The sequence below is a fragment of the Companilactobacillus mindensis DSM 14500 genome (assembly GCF_001434275.1).
In the GTDB taxonomy this organism is placed as follows: Bacteria; Bacillota; Bacilli; order Lactobacillales; family Lactobacillaceae; genus Companilactobacillus; species Companilactobacillus mindensis.
Genome location: NZ_AZEZ01000103.1, coordinates 1 through 18,471 on the forward strand (window position 1 = coordinate 1; position 18,471 = coordinate 18,471).

Consider the following 18,471-nt stretch of genomic DNA (forward strand, 5'->3'; position numbering starts at 1 on the left):
CGAGGATAGATAGTCGCTACGCAAGCGCAAAGGAATCGAGAGATCGATTCCTTTTTTTGTGCTCTTTTTTATGCCAAAAAGACTATAATATTTAGTTATTAAATCTTTTGAATGGGAAGGCTATCGCATGACTAAATTCAGACAAGCTACTGAAGATGATGCGCAAGCATTAATTGATATTTACGCACCTTATATTATGGAAACAACAATTACGTTTGAAGATGTGATTCCGACGATTGAAAACTTCAAACAACGAATCAGAGATATTTCAAAAACTTTCCCATATCTCGTTGCGGTTGACGATAATGACAAAATTCTTGGTTACGCCTATGCGCACTTGTATGGACCACGTGCGGCATACGCGTGGACGGTTGAAGCTAGTATATACGTTGATCGTAATCATAAAGCACACGGATTAGGAACTGAACTATATCAACATTTAGAGGCAATTTTAAAGCAGCAAGGCGTCGTCAATTTGATGGCTTGCGTTACCGAAGAAAATGAGAATAGTATCAGGTTCCATGAAAAATTCGGCTATAAAAAGGTCGGAACTTTTGAAAAAGTTGGTTATAAATTCAATCGTTGGTTGGATGTGACTTGGTTACAAAAGACTTTGAATCCGCGTACGGATAAAATGACGACGGTAATTCCATTCGATAAGCTGAGTTAAAATGTTTGACTTAGAGTTCGCTTTAAGGGGTATTATTTTCCTTGTAATGAAGGGAGCTTTTTTATGACGAAATTAACAGATACATTTAATATTTACAATGGCGTTAAGATTCCGCAAGTTGCTTTTGGAACTTGGCAAATTCCTGCAAGCAAGGCTAGACAAGCAGTTAAGGATGCTATCGAAACTGGCTACAGACATATTGATACAGCGTTGGTTTACGGAAATGAAACTGAGGTTGGACAAGGTATTAAGGATTCTGGCGTTAAACGTGAAGATTTGTTCGTAACTTCAAAGTTGCCCGCTGAAACAAAGACTTACGATGGTGCCTTGCAAGACTTTGAAACAACAATGAAGAATCTCGATTTGGATTACTTGGATCTTTATCTAGTTCACGCTCCATGGCCATGGGGTGAAATCGGTGCTAACTACGATCAAGGTAATATTGATGTATGGCGCGCTATGGAAGAAATTTATAAATCTGGACGTGTTAAAGCAATCGGGGTTTCAAACTTTAACGTTCACGACCTTGAAAACGTAATGAAGACAGCGACCGTCAAACCAATGGTTGATCAAATTCAATACTATATTGGTTTTACGGAACCTAAGATCACTGAATTTGCTAAAAAGAATGATATTTTGGTTGAAGCTTATTCACCACTCGCTACGGGTGGCTTGATCCACAACCAAGATGTGTTGAAGATTGCTGAAAAGTACAATGTCAGCGTACCGCAATTGGCTATTAAGTTCGTTATTCAAAATGATGTATTGCCATTGCCAAAGGCAGTTCATAAAGAACACATTGTCGCTAATACTAAGTTAGATTTTGTCATTAGTGACGATGATATGAAGACTTTGAACGCTATGTCTGATACGGCTCCATCACATTTCCACAATCCTACTCAAGGTTAGGAATCAATAAAAAAGCAGTCAGAAAATTATTAAAATTTTCCGACTGCTTTTTTCTATTCTATATAGTTGAAATGAGTAATTGTAAATTTAAGAGCGTGATGACGCTAGCTAAGATAATACCAACTGTGGTGGTTAATTTATTATTTACGTGTGCGCCCATTAGTTTTTTGTTCGCTGTTAAGAGAATCATTGGGAATAAAGTGAACGGTAAAGCGATGCTCAAAACAATTTGCGCATAGAGGATCATATCTTCGAAGTCTGATTCGTTGAAACCAACTAAGAACCCGATAATTAGGATTGGAATTAGCGTGACGAACCGAGTTAGCAGCCGTCTTTGCCAAAGCGGTAAGCGAATATTTAAATAACCTTCCATGACAATTTGTCCAGATAAGGTGCTAGTGATCGAAGAAATCATACCAGTTATCAGCAGCGCAAAAGCAAATAGCCAACTCATCAACGGATTAGCTAAGTTTCCAACGATAGCACTGTTTTTTTAGCCGTTGAAGACGTCTTGTAAGCTGGCCAGTTGATTAGTGGCATGGAAGAATAAAGTTCCTCCTAAGATTAGTAGCAAAGCATTGATGATAAAGGCGGCAACTAGATGAACGTTGGAGTCCCAATTTGCAAAGCGCAAGGCTTCGTTGACTTGGGCGGGATTATTGTGATCGTAGCGTCTGCTTTGCGCCAGTGAAGAATGAAGGTAAATATTGTGAGGCATGATCGTTGCACCCATAATCCCCAAGCTCAGGACTAATTTCTCATGGTTTTGAAAAAGTGAACCTGTTGGAACTAGTCCTTCAAAGATTGTAGCGACTGGCGGGTGTGCGCGAAAAACTTCAATTCCAAAGATAATACCGACAATTAAAATTGCTGATAAAACAATGAATTCAATTCTTCTGATACCGAATCTCAAAAATAACAAAACGATTAAAACGTCTAAAATAGTTAAAAGTATTCCGTAAATTAAAGGTAATCCGAACAATAATCTTAAAGCAATAGCAGTACCGATAACTCCAGTCAGATCGGTTGCCATCATTGCTATTTCGTTCAAAAACCAGAGAAAATAGCGGACTGAACGAGGAACTTTAGTTGCGATTGCTTGAGCTAGATCCAGTCTGGCCACGACGCCCAATTTGATTGAGAGAGATTGCATGAACATGGCTACTAAAATTGATAATAGAAGGACTGACAGTAGTTCATAGCGAAATTGACTGCCACCAGATAGAGAGGTCAGCCAATTTCCTGGATCCATGTAGCCGACGGCTACTAAAGCACCGGGACCACTGTAAGCTAAGAATTTTTGTAAAAATGAAGTTTCGTAGACACTGGGGACCGTGACGCTTTCATTGATCTCATCAAGACTTTTTTTAGTTTCTGCCATTATTTGACCTGATTTCTAGTTGCCAAATCAGCGATGAATTGACTGAAACGAGGGTCGTCATTCATTGGAGGAACTAATTCAAATTTGTCGCCACCACTGGTTTTAAAGGTTTGATAATTTTGAACATAATCTTCTTCAAGTGTCTCTAAGCAGTCAGCCACAAATGATGGTGTCGCAATTAAGATATTTCGATGGCCTAATTCGACTGCTTGCATCAAAGCATTTTTGAGGTAAGGCTTGAGCCAAGGCATGGGACCAAATTTAGATTGGTAAACCGTTTTGATCTTATCATTCGGAATGGTTAATAATTCTGAAACCGTGGCTGTTGTAGCTTCACATTCATCTTGGTAGGGATCACCATGTTTGACCATAGCAGTAGGAATACTGTGATAACTGAAAAATAGTTCGTCATATTTACCTTGATCCCAAACTTTTTGAATCTGGGCAGCTAGAATTTTTTGATAAGTGGGTTCTTGGTAAAAACGATCGATGATCGTGAGCGGAACCTTAGCTGGATTTGCTTGATCGAGAATTGATTGCGTACTGCTCTTGGTGTATTGAGGGAAAAGGGGCAATAAAATAACGTTTGAACAGCCATCTTTTTGCATTTGTTGTAAAGTTTCGACAATGTCCGGTTGTCCGTAAGTCATCGCCATCTTGACGTTCCAATCGGGAAGAAGTTTTTGTACTTGATTGGTGATCATTTGCGTATAGACAATCAGCGGCAATCCGCCACGTAACCAAGCGTGCTGATAGAAAGTAGCGGAGCGCCATGAACGTGTTGGCAAAATGATGCCGCGTAAAATGGGTTGCCAAAGTACTTTGGGCATTTCAATTACATTTTGATCACTGAGAAATTCTTTAAGATATTTTTTGACATCACTAGTCCTTGGTGAAGCTGGTGATCCTAAATTGACTAATAGTAATCCCTGTTGCATGTGCTTTACCCCCTAAAGGTATTTGATTTCATAATATCATAATCGGAAGTTAACAGGTTTTTTATATATAGTTATTAGTAGACACATAAACATATAACATGATAATATATAAATATACTAATGATAACCATAAGATTTTAGTTAAGGAGATGAACTATGAACAGACAAAACGATAACTTAATGAACCTTTTAACGTCCGATATTGAACCAAAAATCAGCATCATCTTGCCGATTCATCCGGAAACTCCGCAAGCAGAGAGTAATCTGCTGACTTATAAGAATCTTCTCAAAGATGTCAAGAAAGATCTAACTTACAATTATCCACGTCGGGAGTGGATGACAATGGTTGATAGACTAGAGGCGTTAACATTAGACCGCAATTTATGGAACAATAATTCCAATAAGGCTTTGTTGATTTTTGCCAATAGTGAAGCCATGGAAATTTGTAAAATGAGTCACACAGTATTAGCTAAAGAACATGTCGGGAATACGTTCTTAGTTCAAGACTTGTTGTTACCTGAAGAACAGATGGACCGACCAGATTATTTGATCAATATTAGTCGTGATCGTATCAATATTTTTGATGTTGATACAATGCAGGAAGTTGAATTAGCTGGAATTCATGATAAATTCTCCGATTACTATTCAGATTTTGACGCAAATTCCAACCTAAATTCGGGATCATATGGTGGTATGACAGCGACATATCACGGTCACCGCACCAAGTCCGAAGAGCAACAAAAAGACCAAATGATCTATTATCAATATTTAGACAAAAAGTTAATGGAACTGCACCAGGGGATTGGGTACACGTTTATTTTGGCAGGCTTACCCGAAGCACTTGACGTCTACTTAAATTCATATGATAACGATAAATACATCGCTGGAATTATGCACGGATCTATTTTAAACCTCACACACAACCAATTATCCGACCGAATTCAAGAATACTTTGCCTTCGAAAGAAATGCCGATATAGAAAAAATTAAACACTCAGTAAATTCAGCTAAGGAACAAAATCGCGTGATCAACGACTTGAATATTATTGATTTTGCTTTAAACAATCGGGATGTTAAATCATTAGTATCGTTCAATGACGGTAGTTCGTATTCAGTGGAGCATAATATATTGCTGATAAAATCCTTGATCAATAAAATCAGTTGTCGGGTAGTTTATACGCCGGGCGACACGAGTTATCCTAGTATGAATGCAATCTTGTACTAAGATTTTGATTCGAAATTTATCCCCCTAAAAAAAGCCATCGTTTCATAGAGGATGTGAAGCGATGGTTTTTTGCTGTCCAGAGATATTGATGTGAAAAAAATTGAAATATCGTCCCCAAAATGTAGCTAGAAATGGTGATTCTGTGTTTATAATATGACGGCTCAATCAGAAATTAACTAGATTGTCTGATTGTCAATTCAATATCCTAATATCAGCTACTCAAAAGATGTAGGATAGAGTTGTACGGAGAAGTAAAAAATAATCGGAGGTAGAGAAAATGGCAAATGTATTAATTATTGGTGCAACTAGTTCGATGGGGCAACTTGCTACCAAATATTTCCTAAACAAAACTTATGATAATATTACTTTGATGGCACGTTATACTGGACTTTTATCACCAATTGATGAGAGTCGTGAGCGTGTATTTCAAGGAGACATTATTGATGAGCAAATTTTGGACGACGCGATGAAGGGCGTTAATGTGGTATTGGTATCACTTGATAGCAACGAAGAGCGTTTGATTCAAAAAATCGTTGATGCGATGGACAAAGAAGGCGTCAAACGTCTATTGTTCTTAACATCAATGGGAGTTTGCAACGAGATTCCAGTTACAGCAGGGGCTTCAGGCAATTTGACGGAGGCTTCCATTTTGAAACCTTATCAAGAAGTTATTCATGTAATTGAAAAATCAGATTTGAATTACACGATTATTCGTCCTAGTTGGTTAGACGATGGAAAAGATGTTGATAATTATGAAGTTGTTCATAACGGAGCTCCATATGTAGAAAACGATGTTTCACGTTACAGTGTAGCTGATCTTATCGTTCGTCTAGCCCACAATGACAAAATGGGTAAATGCGACAATTTAGCAATTAGTCGTAAAGCCAAATAAATAATACCGGTAACTTATAGTTTGAGCTATTTTTCAAGTTTGGCTACATAAAATTATTTAGATACACTAATGGGTCATCCAAAAATCAGTTGGATGACCCATTTTTTAGTACTGTTTTAAATTAAGCTTTAGGTTCGTTTTTACGAAGTACTTTAGCAGGGTTACCAACAACGATCACATTGTCAGGGAATGAGTGAGTAACAACTGATCCGGCACCGACAACGACATTGTTGCCTAAGGTAACACCAGGAAGGATCGAAGCACCGCCACCGACCCAGACATCGTTACCGATAGTGATTGGGGCAACAGTTTCAGCCTCAGTTCGACGAATTGATGGGTCTAGGGGATGCTGTGGAGTATAGAGACCAACTTTAGGTCCGAACTTAACATCATTACCAATTGTGATTTTACCTTCGTCACAAAGCATTACATCGTGGTTAGCATAGAAGTGGTCACCGATAGTGATGTTGACACCATAGCTGAAGTAAATCGTTGGTTCAACGAAGAATCTGTTGCCGACAGATTTCATTAAGCTTTTGATTTTTGTGTTGCGTTCGTCGTTGTTGGAAATGCGATTGTATTCCATCAACTTGTCACGAACGTCATCACGAAGTGCAGCCAAGTCCTTTGATTCTAGATATAGTTCTCCGTTAATCATTTTCTGATACGATGAATCATTCTCAATATTCATAAATATTTAATCTCTCCTCAAATTTGACGATGTATTAAGCATAGCACAACTGGAAAACTCTTGCTTTTTTGTACATTATGCTTCTTTTTCAATTTTGGTTAAATAAACTATCGAACCATTTGATCTAAAATTTTAATACTAATGTAAAACAAATAAAAACCGTTTAGTTTGGAATGAAATTCCGGCAGTGGACAACCAAACTTGAAAAAGAAAATTGTGTTGAAAAGGTTCAAAATTTGACCAAGACTGATATTATCAAGGTAGAATTTCCTATTAATTATTAATTAAGAAATCGTCAGGAGGCTACGTTGATGAATATATTGATTTTGGGTGCCAACGGTGCCGTTGCTAGATTAGTTGAGGAACAGATTTTAACTGACAAAGCTTTTGCCGATGAAAGATTGACGTTGCTGCTTCGTAATAAGAGCCGTGCTATGGATCTGTTGAGCGAACAGTCAAGCATTATCGAAGGAGATACGAATGATGTAGCTTCACTGCGGGATGCGGTTGAGAACCAAGATATCGTTATCGACACTACCGGGTCTTCTAAGGATTTGAAAGTAGCGACTAATATAATTCAAGCGATGGAAGAAAACAGCGTTTCTAGGCTCATTTCTATCGTCAACGAGCAGTGGCAGGTTGATCAAAGTTTAGTAAAGCTTTATCAGAGGGCAGGTATCGACTATACGATTTTGCGAGTGGCCTCTTTGAATGATAAAGCAAGCGTTGACTATCGAGTGACTACCGAACAGACCAATAGTTCAGCTGTATCTAGAAAAGCGGTGGCGCAGATCATCTTAGATATTGTTGATGATCCAGCTAATCTGTTCAATCAAAATGTCAACGTGGAGCAGACCGTTTAATAATTTTAGCCAAATCAAAAAGCCGAGGTCTTGGATTGGGAATTATCCAAGATCTGCGGCTTTTTTGAGGTTTTATAATTCAAAATCATTTAACTGTTTTTTATGTGTGTGTAATATGGGAGAACAGTTGAAAGATAATGAATGAGGTACCATTGACTACTTCAACTTGGAAGAAGTCAATGTAAGGTTACTGTACAATTCGTTATTAGCTGGGCTAAGGCTGAATCCTTTAACACGGTTGTTAACTGGTTGCCATGCGTAGTTGAATTGCTCACCAACGACACCGGCTTGTTCGTTCATGTATTCTTGCCATTCTTTGAATGTCTTGATACGTGTCTTTTCGTTCCAAGCTGTTGAATCGTTCATCTTGTTGATCAATTCAGTATTCTTAGCAGTAGCAAAGTGACCCATGTTAAATGGAGCAGTATCACCATAAAGTTGTGATTGTGAAGGTTCTGATGATAGTGACCATGCACCTAGCCAGATATCCATTTGATTTTGGTTAGGTTTTTGAAGAACATCGTAGAAACTGTTCATTTCCATTGGTTTACCGTTAGTGTACTTAACATTCAAACCAATCTTGTGCCATTGTTGTAGATAATCTTGATATGTTGCTTCAGTAGTAGCACTACTTGTCATAGCACCGAAGTGAATTGTAAGTGGTTTGCCCTTTGGATCTGAACGCCACTTGCTGCCATTACGTTTCTTGTATCCAGCTTCATCAAGTAACTTGTTAGCTTTCTTGATGTTTAGAGGATAACCTTTAGCAGACTTGTCATAGTATTGTGAGAATACTGGTGGAATCAAAGTATTAGCACGCCATTTGACACCGTTACCGAATTTCTTAGAAACTTGGTCAACGTTTAGAGCATACATCATAGCTTGACGAAGACTCTTGTTAGCCATCTTCTTGTTTGAATCTTCAACGTTCTTGCCAGTCTTAGTATCATAGTGACCTAAGTTAAAAGCAAAGTAACTGTAACTTAAAGCAGCTTGACCAACATTTGTGTAACCCTTGTTGTTCTTAAGGCTCTTGTAATTAGTACCACCTAATTGACCAGCAGCACTAGGAACAACTGAATCGTATTTCTTTGATTGAAGAGCTTTATTGATATTGTTCATTGAAACAGTATTGATAGTAATGTGGCCGATTTGGGCTTTCTTACCGTAGTAGTACTTGTTTGGTGACCATGATGTTGATTCACCTTCAACAACTTTATCTAACTTGTAAGGGCCAGTAAAGATAGGGTTCTTACGGATTTGAGCTGAAGAAGCAAGTTTAGCGATAGGAACATCTTTGATGTATTCGTAAGGTTCTACAGCTCCCCAGATGAATGAGTTACCTGAGTACTTCATACTTGGAGACATTGACTTGAAGTGAATAACGACAACTTTACCATTTTCACCATCAGGCATTGTGATACCAGAAATTGTATCGGCTGTTCCCTTGTGATATTCAGCCATACCTTCGATATTTTCAAAGTCAGATGAGTATTGTTGTGAAGTTGACTTCTTGTTACCAAGAACTTCATAGGCGTACTCAACATCCTTAGCAGTAACAGGTGATCCGTTTGACCACTTAGCGTTCTTACGAACGGTAATAGTTGCTGTCTTAGCAGAACGATCTAGTTTTTGATCAGCAAGACCACCATCGATGATCTTGTAGTTCTTGTCAACGTTGAACAATGTGTTCAAACCATCAGGAGCGAAAGCTTGTTGATCAGCAGCGTTAGAAGCAAGAACTGGATCAGTAATACCTTGGAATGGGGCATTGTTGACCAATGCCAACTTCAATGTACCATTCTTAGTAGCATTTTTATTAGTTGCAGCGGTGTTCTTATAGGCGATAGGTAGCTTAACTTCAGTGTCTGAAGATGAAGCATTGTTATTGCTGTTAGAACAACCGGCAAGTGTGATTGTAGCTAAAAGTGTAACTGCAGCAACCACAAGTTTGTTTTTTGTTTTAACCATTGTATTTCCCCCTTAAATATTTAGTACCCTAAAAACTAAGAACCAATCCCCGTTTAAGTGACGAGTTGGCTAAATGTAATAAAGAAAAGAACTAAAGATGCTTTTGTAATGATGGAGGCATCACTTCTTTCAAGTTAGAGAGTGGAGAACAACGGTTAGATTCTGAGTATTTGCCTAACTGTGAGAATCTGTTGCCCACGACTCATTTTTAATTCATTAATAAATAATTCCAAAAATAAACTTAATCAGCAGCACCATGACGTTGAGAAGCATCGGCAGCCCGACGAACGACTTGTCCGACATAACTGATCGATAGACATAAAACGATGATCAAGAGTGCGGCTGGCAACCATGTCCACCAGTATTGAGTGATGTTGTTAGGATCATTGGCGTTAGCAATCAAAGTACCAAGTGATGGTGTTTGAAGGGGAAGACCAAATCCCAAGTAAGAAAGACCAGTTTCAACACCGATATTTTCAGCGAAAGATAAAGTTGTATCAACGATGATCAATGATGAAATGTTAGGCATGATTTCGTGGAAAATAATTTTAAAACTACCAGTACCAGATGTTTTCGAAGCGGCTACATAATCTTTTTCAGATTCTGAAAGGGTCCGTGAACGAATCAATCGGGATGTACCTTCCCAATAAAAGATCGAGAAGATAAGCGTCAAAGTAACGGCATTGTAGTTTTTGATGATAGTAACTAAAACGATGATCATCATGGTCATAGGCAACATCATCATGAAGTCATAGACACGTTGCATACCCCAGTCGATATAACCGTTGAAGTAACCGGAAATAAGCCCCCAGCAGATACCAAAAGTTGAAGAAATAATTGTCAAACCAATGGCGATTCCAATTGAGTTACGAGCGCCGACGATCAACTGTTGACCGACTGAACGACCACCCGTATCAGCTCCGAGTAGAAAACCATTGGAGCCAGGAGCGGCATTGTAATTGAGAATGTTTGTTTCCATCATCTTAGGTGTATCAATAAAGAGTGAAGCAATCATAACGAAGATGATAAAGGCAATGATGATGATCAAAGCAGCCATCGCTGGCTTATCGGCTTTAAATTCATTCCAGATAATTTTGGCAGAAGATGGAGTAGCTTCTTCATTGGCCTCTTTTGTAAGTCGATCCAAGTCGGCCGCAGAGATATTTGAGTGTTTATTTAAATTTTCTTCCATAACTAACGACCTCCTTATTCAATTCGAATTCTAGGATCGACGATACTCAAGATAATATCGGAAAGTAGAGTTCCTAATAGATTTAAGATTCCATAGATCAAAACTAATGCGGTGATAACTGTGTAATCACGGTAACTGATCGAATTGATGAACAATAGTCCCATACCTGGGTAAGAGAAGACTGTTTCAGTAAATAGAGAACCGTTCAACAAACCAGTGATTGAGTATCCGGCAAAAGCAGCGATTGGTAGAAGTGAATTTCTGAAGATGTGGTGTTTGTAAATATCCTTTTCAGGAACACCTTTGGAACGAGCGGTTCTAACGTAATCAGAACGTTTAGCATCGATAACTTCTGAACGAAGGTATTGAACAACGTTGACGGTTCCGAACAAAGCACCCAACACACCAGGTAACAAGATGTGGTAGAAACGTGAACCAATCGATTGAATCCCCGGATTAGCGGTAGATGAAATTGAACCGGTCGTAGGGAACCAACCAAGTACGTAACCAAAGATCCAAACGCCGATAACTAAGATAACGAAGAAAGGAATACAGTAAGTTACGTAAGTGTAAACACGGATGATTGAATCAGGTAATTTACCTTCGTGTTTAGCAGCGTACAGACCCATTGGTAAAGCAAAGCAGTAAGTCAAAATAGTAGTGAATAAAGCTAACCAAAGTGTATTGACAGCACGACTACTGATCAGACGAGTAACTGGTTCTTGGTATTGATAACTGTTACCAAGATTACCGTGGAATAAGTGGACGACCCAGTTCCAATATTGTTGATACCAAGGATCATACAGACCGTTGATTTTCATCAAGTGGTGCAGTTGAGCAGGATCGGCTTTAGGATTAATGGAACCGGTGAAAGGATCACCAGGCATAGCCTTAGCCAATAGGAAAACTAAAATACTAAGAATAATAATTTCAGGAATCATGATTAGAACACGACGGAGAATTGTTTTCCACATTATGCTTGCACCTCTCCTTCTTTAAGAATAAGTTCTTTAGCAACATCTTCAGGTAAAGCGACTGAATGAGTTGGTGAAATTTGAACTAATGGATAAGCTTTGCCTTCGTCATCGTAGTATTTATCTTGTTGTTCACGATAAACTTCTTCGACGGCCAAACGGTTAGCTCGGTGTTTTGCACGATCATTGACGTTAGTTTCAGGAATCGCAGCTAAAAGACGTTTGGTGTAAATGTGTAGGGGATGGTTGTAAATATCATCACGGGTACCAATTTCAACTAAACGGCCACGGTTCATGATGGCGATGTTGTTACACATATGTCTGACAACACCGAGATCGTGAGAAATGAAGAGGTAAGAGATACCAAATTCACGTTGGATTTTCTTCATGAAGTTCAAAACTTGAGCTTGAACGGAAAGGTCCAAAGCAGAAACCGGTTCATCGGCGATGATCAATTTAGGATTAGTAGCAACGGCTCTGGCAACACCGATACGTTGTCTTTGACCACCAGAGAATTGGTGAGGGTATTTGTAAAGTGCATCCGCATCAAGTCCGACGATATCAAGCAATTGTAGAACTCTTAATTTTTCTTCATCCTTACTGAGATTTTCGAAGTTACGGAGTGGTTCAGCAATGATGTCTTCGATTCGTTTTCTAGGATTCAAACTAGAAAGTGAATCTTGGAAGATCATTTGCACGTCGTGATTATAATCGAGACTCTTGCGGTTAGCTTTCTTGGTAATATCTTTACCTTTATACATGATCGAACTGCTAGTTACTTTTTCCAAACCAACGACTGATTTACCAGTAGTAGATTTACCAGAACCAGATTCACCAACGAGTCCGTAAGTTTCACCAGCTTCAATATTGAAACTGATGCCGTCAACGGCTTTGACTGAATCAGTAACTCGATTCCAAAAACCGGAACGGATAGGGTAGTGGACTTTTAAATCTTTGATTTCAACTAAACTCATAATTTCACACTCCCTGTCTCATCTGGGAATTCAAAATTCTTGTAGCAAGTACAACGAACTTTGTGGTTGTCGCCAATGTCGTGCATGGTTGGTTCAGCTTCGTGTTCAGAATCCTTAACCCAAGGGATTCTAGGAGCAAAACGGTCACCGTCATGAGGCATTCTTTGTAATGATGGAATATTTCCTTGAATAACGTATAAATCGTCGTTTTCGTTGTCACGTTGTGGCATTGATCTCAATAATGAACGAGTGTAGGGATGTTTAGGAGTGTTGAAAATTTGTTCAGCAGTTCCTTCTTCAACGATTTGGCCAGCGTACATAACTGCAACTCGGTCAGCCGTTTCAGCAACGACCCCTAAATCGTGGGTGATCAAAATGATACCAGCGTGATTTTCTTTTTGAATATCGCGGAGAACATCGAGAATTTGGGCTTGAATAGTAACGTCCAAAGCAGTCGTTGGTTCGTCGGCGATGATCAAATCAGGCTTGCAGGCGATGGCAATCGCGATAATAACACGTTGTCTCATACCACCTGATAGTTCGTGAGGAAATTGGCGAGCAGTCCGTTCTGGATTGACAATGCCAACTTGGTCAAGTAATTCTAAGACCCGCTTGTGTTTTTGTTCAGCGGTGAAATTAGTATGATAAGTCATAACTTCACTGATCTGTTCTTCGATTCGTTTCAATGGATTCAAAGCTGATAGTGGATCTTGGAAAATCATTCCGATTTTAGCTCCACGGAATTTGTTATATCCGGCTTCATCGAGTTTCAAAAGATTGGTACCTTCAAAGTCGACCTCGCCAGTGATTTTTGTTTCAGCTGGATCGTGCAGCCCCATAATGGTTGTTGCCAAAGTACTTTTACCACATCCGGATTCTCCAACGATTGCAAGAATTTCATCGTGGTGTACTTCTAAGTTAATGTGAGAAATCGCATCGTAATACTTACCATTAATTTTGAAAGCGGTGCTGACGTCCTTAATGTTTAAAAATTGAGTAGATGACCCCAAGAAATCTCCTCCTTATTTTTAATTTATATCTTATTCTCCCAAAACCACTATAAGTGGCATACACACAGATGTTTGAATTGATATATCTAATAATTGCTTTAGATTATAATTAACTTTTTTTCTAATTTACAAGGCTTTAGATTAAAGAAATATTAAAAAGATTAATTAATATACAATTTGTATTATATTTCGATATTGGCAAGATATAATATCGTTATAAATCAGCATTTTGAGTTTATTATCATTGATATGGCAAGGACGTTTTGTCATTTATGGTGATGATTTGTGCAACGTTACAACGATAAAGCCAAACCAAAAACAGGCAATTATCGGATGATTAGAGCCGATAATTGCCTGTTATAAGTGAAAAAATTTATATTATAAAAACTTAGTTAGTGAAGATGATTGAATCGAATCACTAATTCAGGCATACTATCAAAACACGAGTTTTAGAATCTAAAGAGTGGTAATATGTCCATAGAAAAAAGGTGGTAGCATGCGTCATAGCAAAAAAAATAGAAAACCATTGATCATTACGATCGTCACTATTTTAGTAGTTTTGGTTTTGTGCGTGGTATTTTTCTTTCCATTAAATAACGTTTTACGGAATGTGACTGGAAATGACACTGCAAGCGATAAGGTCGTTAAGTCTGAATTAGTCAAAAAAGTAAAAGCCAGAAAAACGGGTGATCCGGCCAAAGATGAAAAAATCGATCGAGCTGCATCAGTAATTGGTAAAAAGAAGATGTCACAGATCATGTCGGCAGCCAATAATCAAAAACAAGCGGCAAATTTGATTGAGAGTTCTTCTTCGCTTTCCAAGCAACAATCACAAAAGGCAGCCCAAGAGATTTTTACAAATGACAGTTATACCGGATTGCGCAATGCTATTAGTAGTGGAAAATGGTATCAAGCTTATGAGCAATACCAAAAGCTTTCCAATAATGGCGAGATAGATCAATTGCGTCAAGATATCAATCAATAACTCGAGAGTAAAAGGTATACTTTCTTGAGTTTAGTTGGTCACTGCCGTCTTCCATGAAATCTCGGTGGATTGCTGGAACGCTGTGAGAGCAACTTAGAGCCAATTCTGCGAATTGTCTTTAAGCTTGTCTGAGTCTAACCTGGCAGAAAACGCCAGCTAAGACTCTACCACGGCTGAGCATCCACCGGGATTTCATTCCAGACTAATTATTTTTTGGTTTTTCGTTAGTAGAATTAAAATCCGACTGTATATAAATATTTAGATACATGGGTCACCTAGAAAAATAGGTGGCTTTTTTTATACAATCAAGCTAGTCTGGAATACTGGTATTTCATGGAAGACGGAAGTGTAAAATAACCAAACTTCAGAAAGAGCTTTCAAATACGAATATTGAGACTTTTTTACACGTCTATGACATATATTTGCATATCAACAGCCAATAGTTTAAAAAATTGGTAATAATCAGCGCTTTCTTTTGTATTATCACGGTAAATTTATTATTATTATTTAGTAATAAATATTCTATTTTAAGGTTTCTATAAGATATTATTGTTATTCTTAAAACCAGAACTGTCATAGAAAAATGCTTTGCTGGGAATATTGTATTTATTATGGATCATCAAATTTCTTTTCGGGTAAAACCTAATCATTATTTTTCGGCGGACGGTCGAAGTAATTCTGTTATACATGATTTGATTTTACCTTTGCACAAGTGTTTTTCCTTAATTTAGGAACAATAATATGGTAAACTGGACGTACAAATTTTTCGATAAAGTTTTAAGAAATTGCGTGTTTCGGTTTAAAATATCATATATGAAAGGTATAGGCTGTATTTAGCGTATGACAACAATAGGAAGATATTTACGGACGAAGAGATTCTTTAAAGAACTGACATTACAGCAAGTTGTTGATACTGTACGAAATGATTATAATTTTTCCACATCGACTTCAGTTTTGAGTGCGATTGAAACTGATAAGAACAAGATCATTGATGGGGAATTGTTATTCGTATTATCTGATTTGTATGGTATCGATTTGAATGAAATCAGCGAATTGATTTTGAAAAATCTCAAAGAGAACAATAGTAGAATTTAAAAAGATTATGTCAGAACAGGCGGGTGAAATCGAATTATTTTATATTTCCCGTCTTCCATGAAATTCCGGTAGAGGCTGGAACGCAGTGAGAGCAACTTCGAACCAATTCTACGAATTGTTTTGAAGCTTGTCTGTCCCTAACCTGGCAAAAAACGCCAGCTAAGGGACTTCCACGGCTGAGCCTCTACCGGAGTTTCATTCCAGACTAAGCATTTTTGTTTTTTTATATTGGTAATATTAAAAGATTTTATATGACCAAAATTAGGAATTAAGAAGGAAACGAACAGGCGATAATTCTTTTTCTATATAAAAAATTACATAAAACTTCACATTGAATATTCGATGTGGAGTTTTTTTGTGCACAAGTAGTCTTTCAATTTATTTTATTAAAAAAATAATATACAATGTGTCTGAGGTTAACAAGTTTAAACAAGTGACATTACCAGTATTGAGGCAAAATAATTTATGAATGGATGATGAATGATGAAATTTTGCGTAGATACTAATAAAAATAACAGTTGGTACATTGGTACTAGAGATTACAGCCAAGCCAATATTAATAAATTCGAGACATTAATGTTTCAGGGGAACGGTTATTTCGGGATCAGAGCGGCCGCTGAAGAACATCAACTCAATGAGAAGCGAGATATGTTCGTTTCAGGGACCTTTGATGCCTTTCCTAATGAGGTAACGGAATTGCCTAATCTGCCTGATCTTTTGAACATGGAAATAAAGGTCGACGGTCAGGAATTCTGTTTGAAGGATGGCAAAGTAAGAAATTACCACAAGGCTTTGAATATGCGCAATGGCGAATTGATCAGAAAATTTGACTGGATCATCGATGGTAAATGTATTAATTTTAAATTTGCGCGGTTTATTTCAATGCGTGATAAACATTTGCTGGTGTCAAAAGTTGAAATTACTTCTGACAACAATAATATCAATATTCAGATTTTATCAGGGATCGACGGTCAACAATCTAACAGTTCGACTCAACACATGATTGAAGGTGAAAAGCGTTTATACGAGTATCGATCAAGACCTTGAAAAAGGCGATCTGACGCAAACTTCGATCAGTGCTTTACGCAGGGACTGCTTGTTTAATTATGATGAATTGTTGCAGAAATCGATCCGCATTTGGAATCAAGAAATTTGGCAAAAGAATACCGTTGAGATCGAAGCCGGCGATGTTAAACCACAAGTAGCTATCAATTTTGCCCGTTATCAACTAGCTGCCAATACGCCCCGAGATGCCCGAATGAATATTGGTGCCAAAGGGTTGACCGGTGAAGGCTACAAAGGACATACGTTCTGGGATACAGAAATTTTTATTTTGCCATACTATATTTTCAATATGCCGAATGTAGCGCGTGATCTCTTGAAGTACCGTTATTTGGGGCTGGAAGGTGCTCACAAAAAGGCTGAATTTAACAATTATAAAGGGGCTCAATTTCCTTGGGAAGCAGCCTGGCCAAGCGATGGCGAAACGACGCCACTGTGGGGCTCAGCTGACATTGTAACTGGCAAACCGATGAAGATATTGTCTGGCTTTATCGAACAACATATTACTAGCGATATTGTTTTTGCTATTATGGAATATTTGAGTGCAACAGGTGATCAAGATTTTGCCCTAGAAATGGGTTATGAAATTATTTTGGACGCGGCAAAATTCTGGGCTAGTCGACTTGAATACAACGAAGACTACGATCGCTACGAAATCACTGACGTAATTGGACCTGACGAGTATAAAGAACACGCCGACAATAATGCTTTTACAAATTATATGGCTCAGTGGTGTATTCAAAAGGCTATTCAAGTGGTCAATTTGTTGAAGGAAGATAATCCAGATATATATGAAGCTTTGAATGAAAAATTGGATCTAAATGACATTTACGATGAATGGGTAGAAAAAGGAACCAAGATTTATTTGCCACAGCCAAATGAATTGGGCGTCATTCCTCAAGATGACCAATATTTGAATAAACCAATAATTGATCTAGAGCCATACAAATTGAATAATCAGCTCAGTAATATTTTCAAAGATTATAATTTGGCCCAAATCAACGAATTACAAATTACGAAACAAGCCGACGTTTTACTGTTGCTGCATTTATTCGAAAGCCGCTTCGATGATGAGATAAGACGCAATAGTTGGAATTACTACGAGCCAAAGACGACCCACGATTCATCGCTATCATTATCGACGCATGCGATTTTGGCCAGTGATTTACAAATGGGCGATACGGCGTATGATTTCTATGAAAAAGCCTGTGAGACAGACTTAGGCAAGCATATTGGCAAGTCGGTTCAGGGAATTCATATGGCATCCTGTGGTGGAATTTGGAATATGACCGTTGAAGGTTTCGGCGGGATCAGAATCATGAATGGCAAGTTACGGATCGAACCACATTTGCCAGCTGCTTGGGATAGTCTTAAATATCAGATAAATTGGCAAAAGAGCTTGTTACAAGTAGTTGTCACACATGAAAAGATGGTTGTTTCTGCAGTTGGTAAAGGGGTTGAATTTATCAACAATGGTCAAGAGTATCAAGTTCCAACTAATTCATCGATTGAGATTGATATATCGGTTGAAGAGAAAGTTAAAGGGTAAGGTAAAATATGCCGCCTTCCGGCCAAAAGCTGATTGGCTGGAACGTGGTGAGGCGACTTGGAGCCAATTTAAAAATTGTCTTCAAGCTCGT

General features: G+C 38.1%; 16 protein-coding genes and 1 pseudogene. 9 read left to right on the forward strand and 8 right to left on the reverse strand.

What is annotated here, in order from left to right; translation table 11 throughout:
* Positions 1-127 precede the first annotated feature (127 nt).
* Both FD29_RS10675 and FD29_RS10680 read left to right on the forward strand, forming a co-directional pair.
* Positions 128-670 (forward strand): GNAT family N-acetyltransferase, encoded by a 543-nt coding sequence (locus tag FD29_RS10675; protein ID WP_057888899.1) that lies wholly within the window; start codon positions 128-130, stop codon positions 668-670.
* Between the two features lie 63 nt (positions 671-733).
* Positions 734-1,579, forward strand: a complete 846-nt coding sequence (locus FD29_RS10680) for an aldo/keto reductase (protein WP_057888900.1) — start codon at positions 734-736, stop codon at positions 1,577-1,579.
* Between the two features lie 58 nt (positions 1,580-1,637).
* Here FD29_RS10680 and FD29_RS10685 read toward each other — a convergent pair.
* Positions 1,638-2,960: pseudogene (locus FD29_RS10685) on the reverse strand (Nramp family divalent metal transporter).
* Positions 2,960-3,898 carry a ferrochelatase gene (gene hemH, locus FD29_RS10690; protein WP_057888901.1) on the reverse strand — a complete coding sequence of 313 codons (939 nt, stop codon included), beginning with the start codon at positions 3,896-3,898 and terminating at the stop codon, positions 2,960-2,962. The pseudogene FD29_RS10685 and the gene hemH overlap by 1 nt, the downstream one beginning before the upstream one ends.
* A 156-nt stretch (positions 3,899-4,054) precedes the next feature.
* Between hemH and FD29_RS10695 the strand changes: the two genes are divergently transcribed.
* Together FD29_RS10695 and FD29_RS10700 are read left to right on the forward strand one after the other, a co-directional pair.
* A complete protein-coding gene (locus FD29_RS10695) occupies positions 4,055-5,122 on the forward strand; it encodes a baeRF8 domain-containing protein (protein WP_057888902.1) in 1,068 nt (355 codons plus the stop codon).
* A 277-nt stretch (positions 5,123-5,399) separates the two neighbouring features.
* Positions 5,400-6,014, forward strand: a complete 615-nt coding sequence (locus tag FD29_RS10700) for an NAD(P)H-binding protein (protein WP_057888903.1) — start codon at positions 5,400-5,402, stop codon at positions 6,012-6,014.
* 121 nt (positions 6,015-6,135) lie between these two features.
* On the opposite strand, the gene FD29_RS10705 is transcribed toward FD29_RS10700, so the two are convergent.
* Entirely contained in the window at positions 6,136-6,705 is a 570-nt protein-coding gene (locus tag FD29_RS10705; protein ID WP_057888904.1) for a sugar O-acetyltransferase, read from the reverse strand.
* Between the two features lie 311 nt (positions 6,706-7,016).
* Between FD29_RS10705 and FD29_RS10710 the strand changes: the two genes are divergently transcribed.
* Positions 7,017-7,568, forward strand: coding sequence for an NAD(P)H-binding protein (locus tag FD29_RS10710; protein ID WP_057888905.1), 552 nt, complete (start codon positions 7,017-7,019; stop codon positions 7,566-7,568).
* A 156-nt stretch (positions 7,569-7,724) separates the two neighbouring features.
* Here the strand turns inward: FD29_RS10710 and FD29_RS10715 are convergent, their stop codons facing one another.
* From FD29_RS10715 to FD29_RS10735, 5 genes are all read right to left on the reverse strand, one after another.
* Complete coding sequence (locus FD29_RS10715; protein ID WP_057888906.1) at positions 7,725-9,539, reverse strand: oligopeptide ABC transporter substrate-binding protein; 1,815 nt, start codon at positions 9,537-9,539, stop codon at positions 7,725-7,727.
* Between the two features lie 241 nt (positions 9,540-9,780).
* Positions 9,781-10,731 carry an ABC transporter permease gene (locus FD29_RS10720; protein WP_057888907.1) on the reverse strand — a complete coding sequence of 317 codons (951 nt, stop codon included), beginning with the start codon at positions 10,729-10,731 and terminating at the stop codon, positions 9,781-9,783.
* Between the two features lie 14 nt (positions 10,732-10,745).
* Entirely contained in the window at positions 10,746-11,705 is a 960-nt protein-coding gene (locus FD29_RS10725) for an ABC transporter permease (RefSeq protein ID WP_057888908.1), read from the reverse strand.
* On the reverse strand, positions 11,705-12,679 hold the full coding sequence (locus FD29_RS10730) for an ATP-binding cassette domain-containing protein (protein WP_057888909.1): 975 nt from the start codon (positions 12,677-12,679) through the stop codon (positions 11,705-11,707). Before FD29_RS10730 ends, FD29_RS10725 begins: the two co-directional genes overlap by 1 nt.
* Positions 12,676-13,689, reverse strand: a complete 1,014-nt coding sequence (locus FD29_RS10735) for an ABC transporter ATP-binding protein (protein WP_057888910.1) — start codon at positions 13,687-13,689, stop codon at positions 12,676-12,678. Before FD29_RS10735 ends, FD29_RS10730 begins: the two co-directional genes overlap by 4 nt.
* Positions 13,690-14,185: 496 nt before the next feature.
* Here FD29_RS10735 and FD29_RS10740 point away from each other — a divergent pair, with 496 nt between their 5' ends.
* The 4 genes from FD29_RS10740 to FD29_RS10755 all read left to right on the forward strand — a co-directional run bounded on the left by FD29_RS10740 (position 14,186) and on the right by FD29_RS10755 (position 18,380).
* Positions 14,186-14,674, forward strand: coding sequence for a hypothetical protein (locus tag FD29_RS10740; protein WP_057888911.1), 489 nt, complete (start codon positions 14,186-14,188; stop codon positions 14,672-14,674).
* 840 nt (positions 14,675-15,514) lie between these two features.
* Positions 15,515-15,769 carry a RodZ family helix-turn-helix domain-containing protein gene (locus FD29_RS10745; protein ID WP_057888912.1) on the forward strand — a complete coding sequence of 85 codons (255 nt, stop codon included), beginning with the start codon at positions 15,515-15,517 and terminating at the stop codon, positions 15,767-15,769.
* A gap of 480 nt (positions 15,770-16,249) precedes the next feature.
* Positions 16,250-16,816: a hypothetical protein gene (locus tag FD29_RS11695; RefSeq protein WP_235804305.1), complete on the forward strand. Its 567-nt coding sequence runs from the start codon at positions 16,250-16,252 to the stop codon at positions 16,814-16,816.
* Complete coding sequence (locus FD29_RS10755; RefSeq protein WP_235804306.1) at positions 16,779-18,380, forward strand: glycosyl hydrolase family 65 domain-containing protein; 1,602 nt, start codon at positions 16,779-16,781, stop codon at positions 18,378-18,380. The genes FD29_RS11695 and FD29_RS10755 overlap by 38 nt, the downstream gene beginning before the upstream one ends.
* Positions 18,381-18,471: the final 91 nt, after the last annotated feature.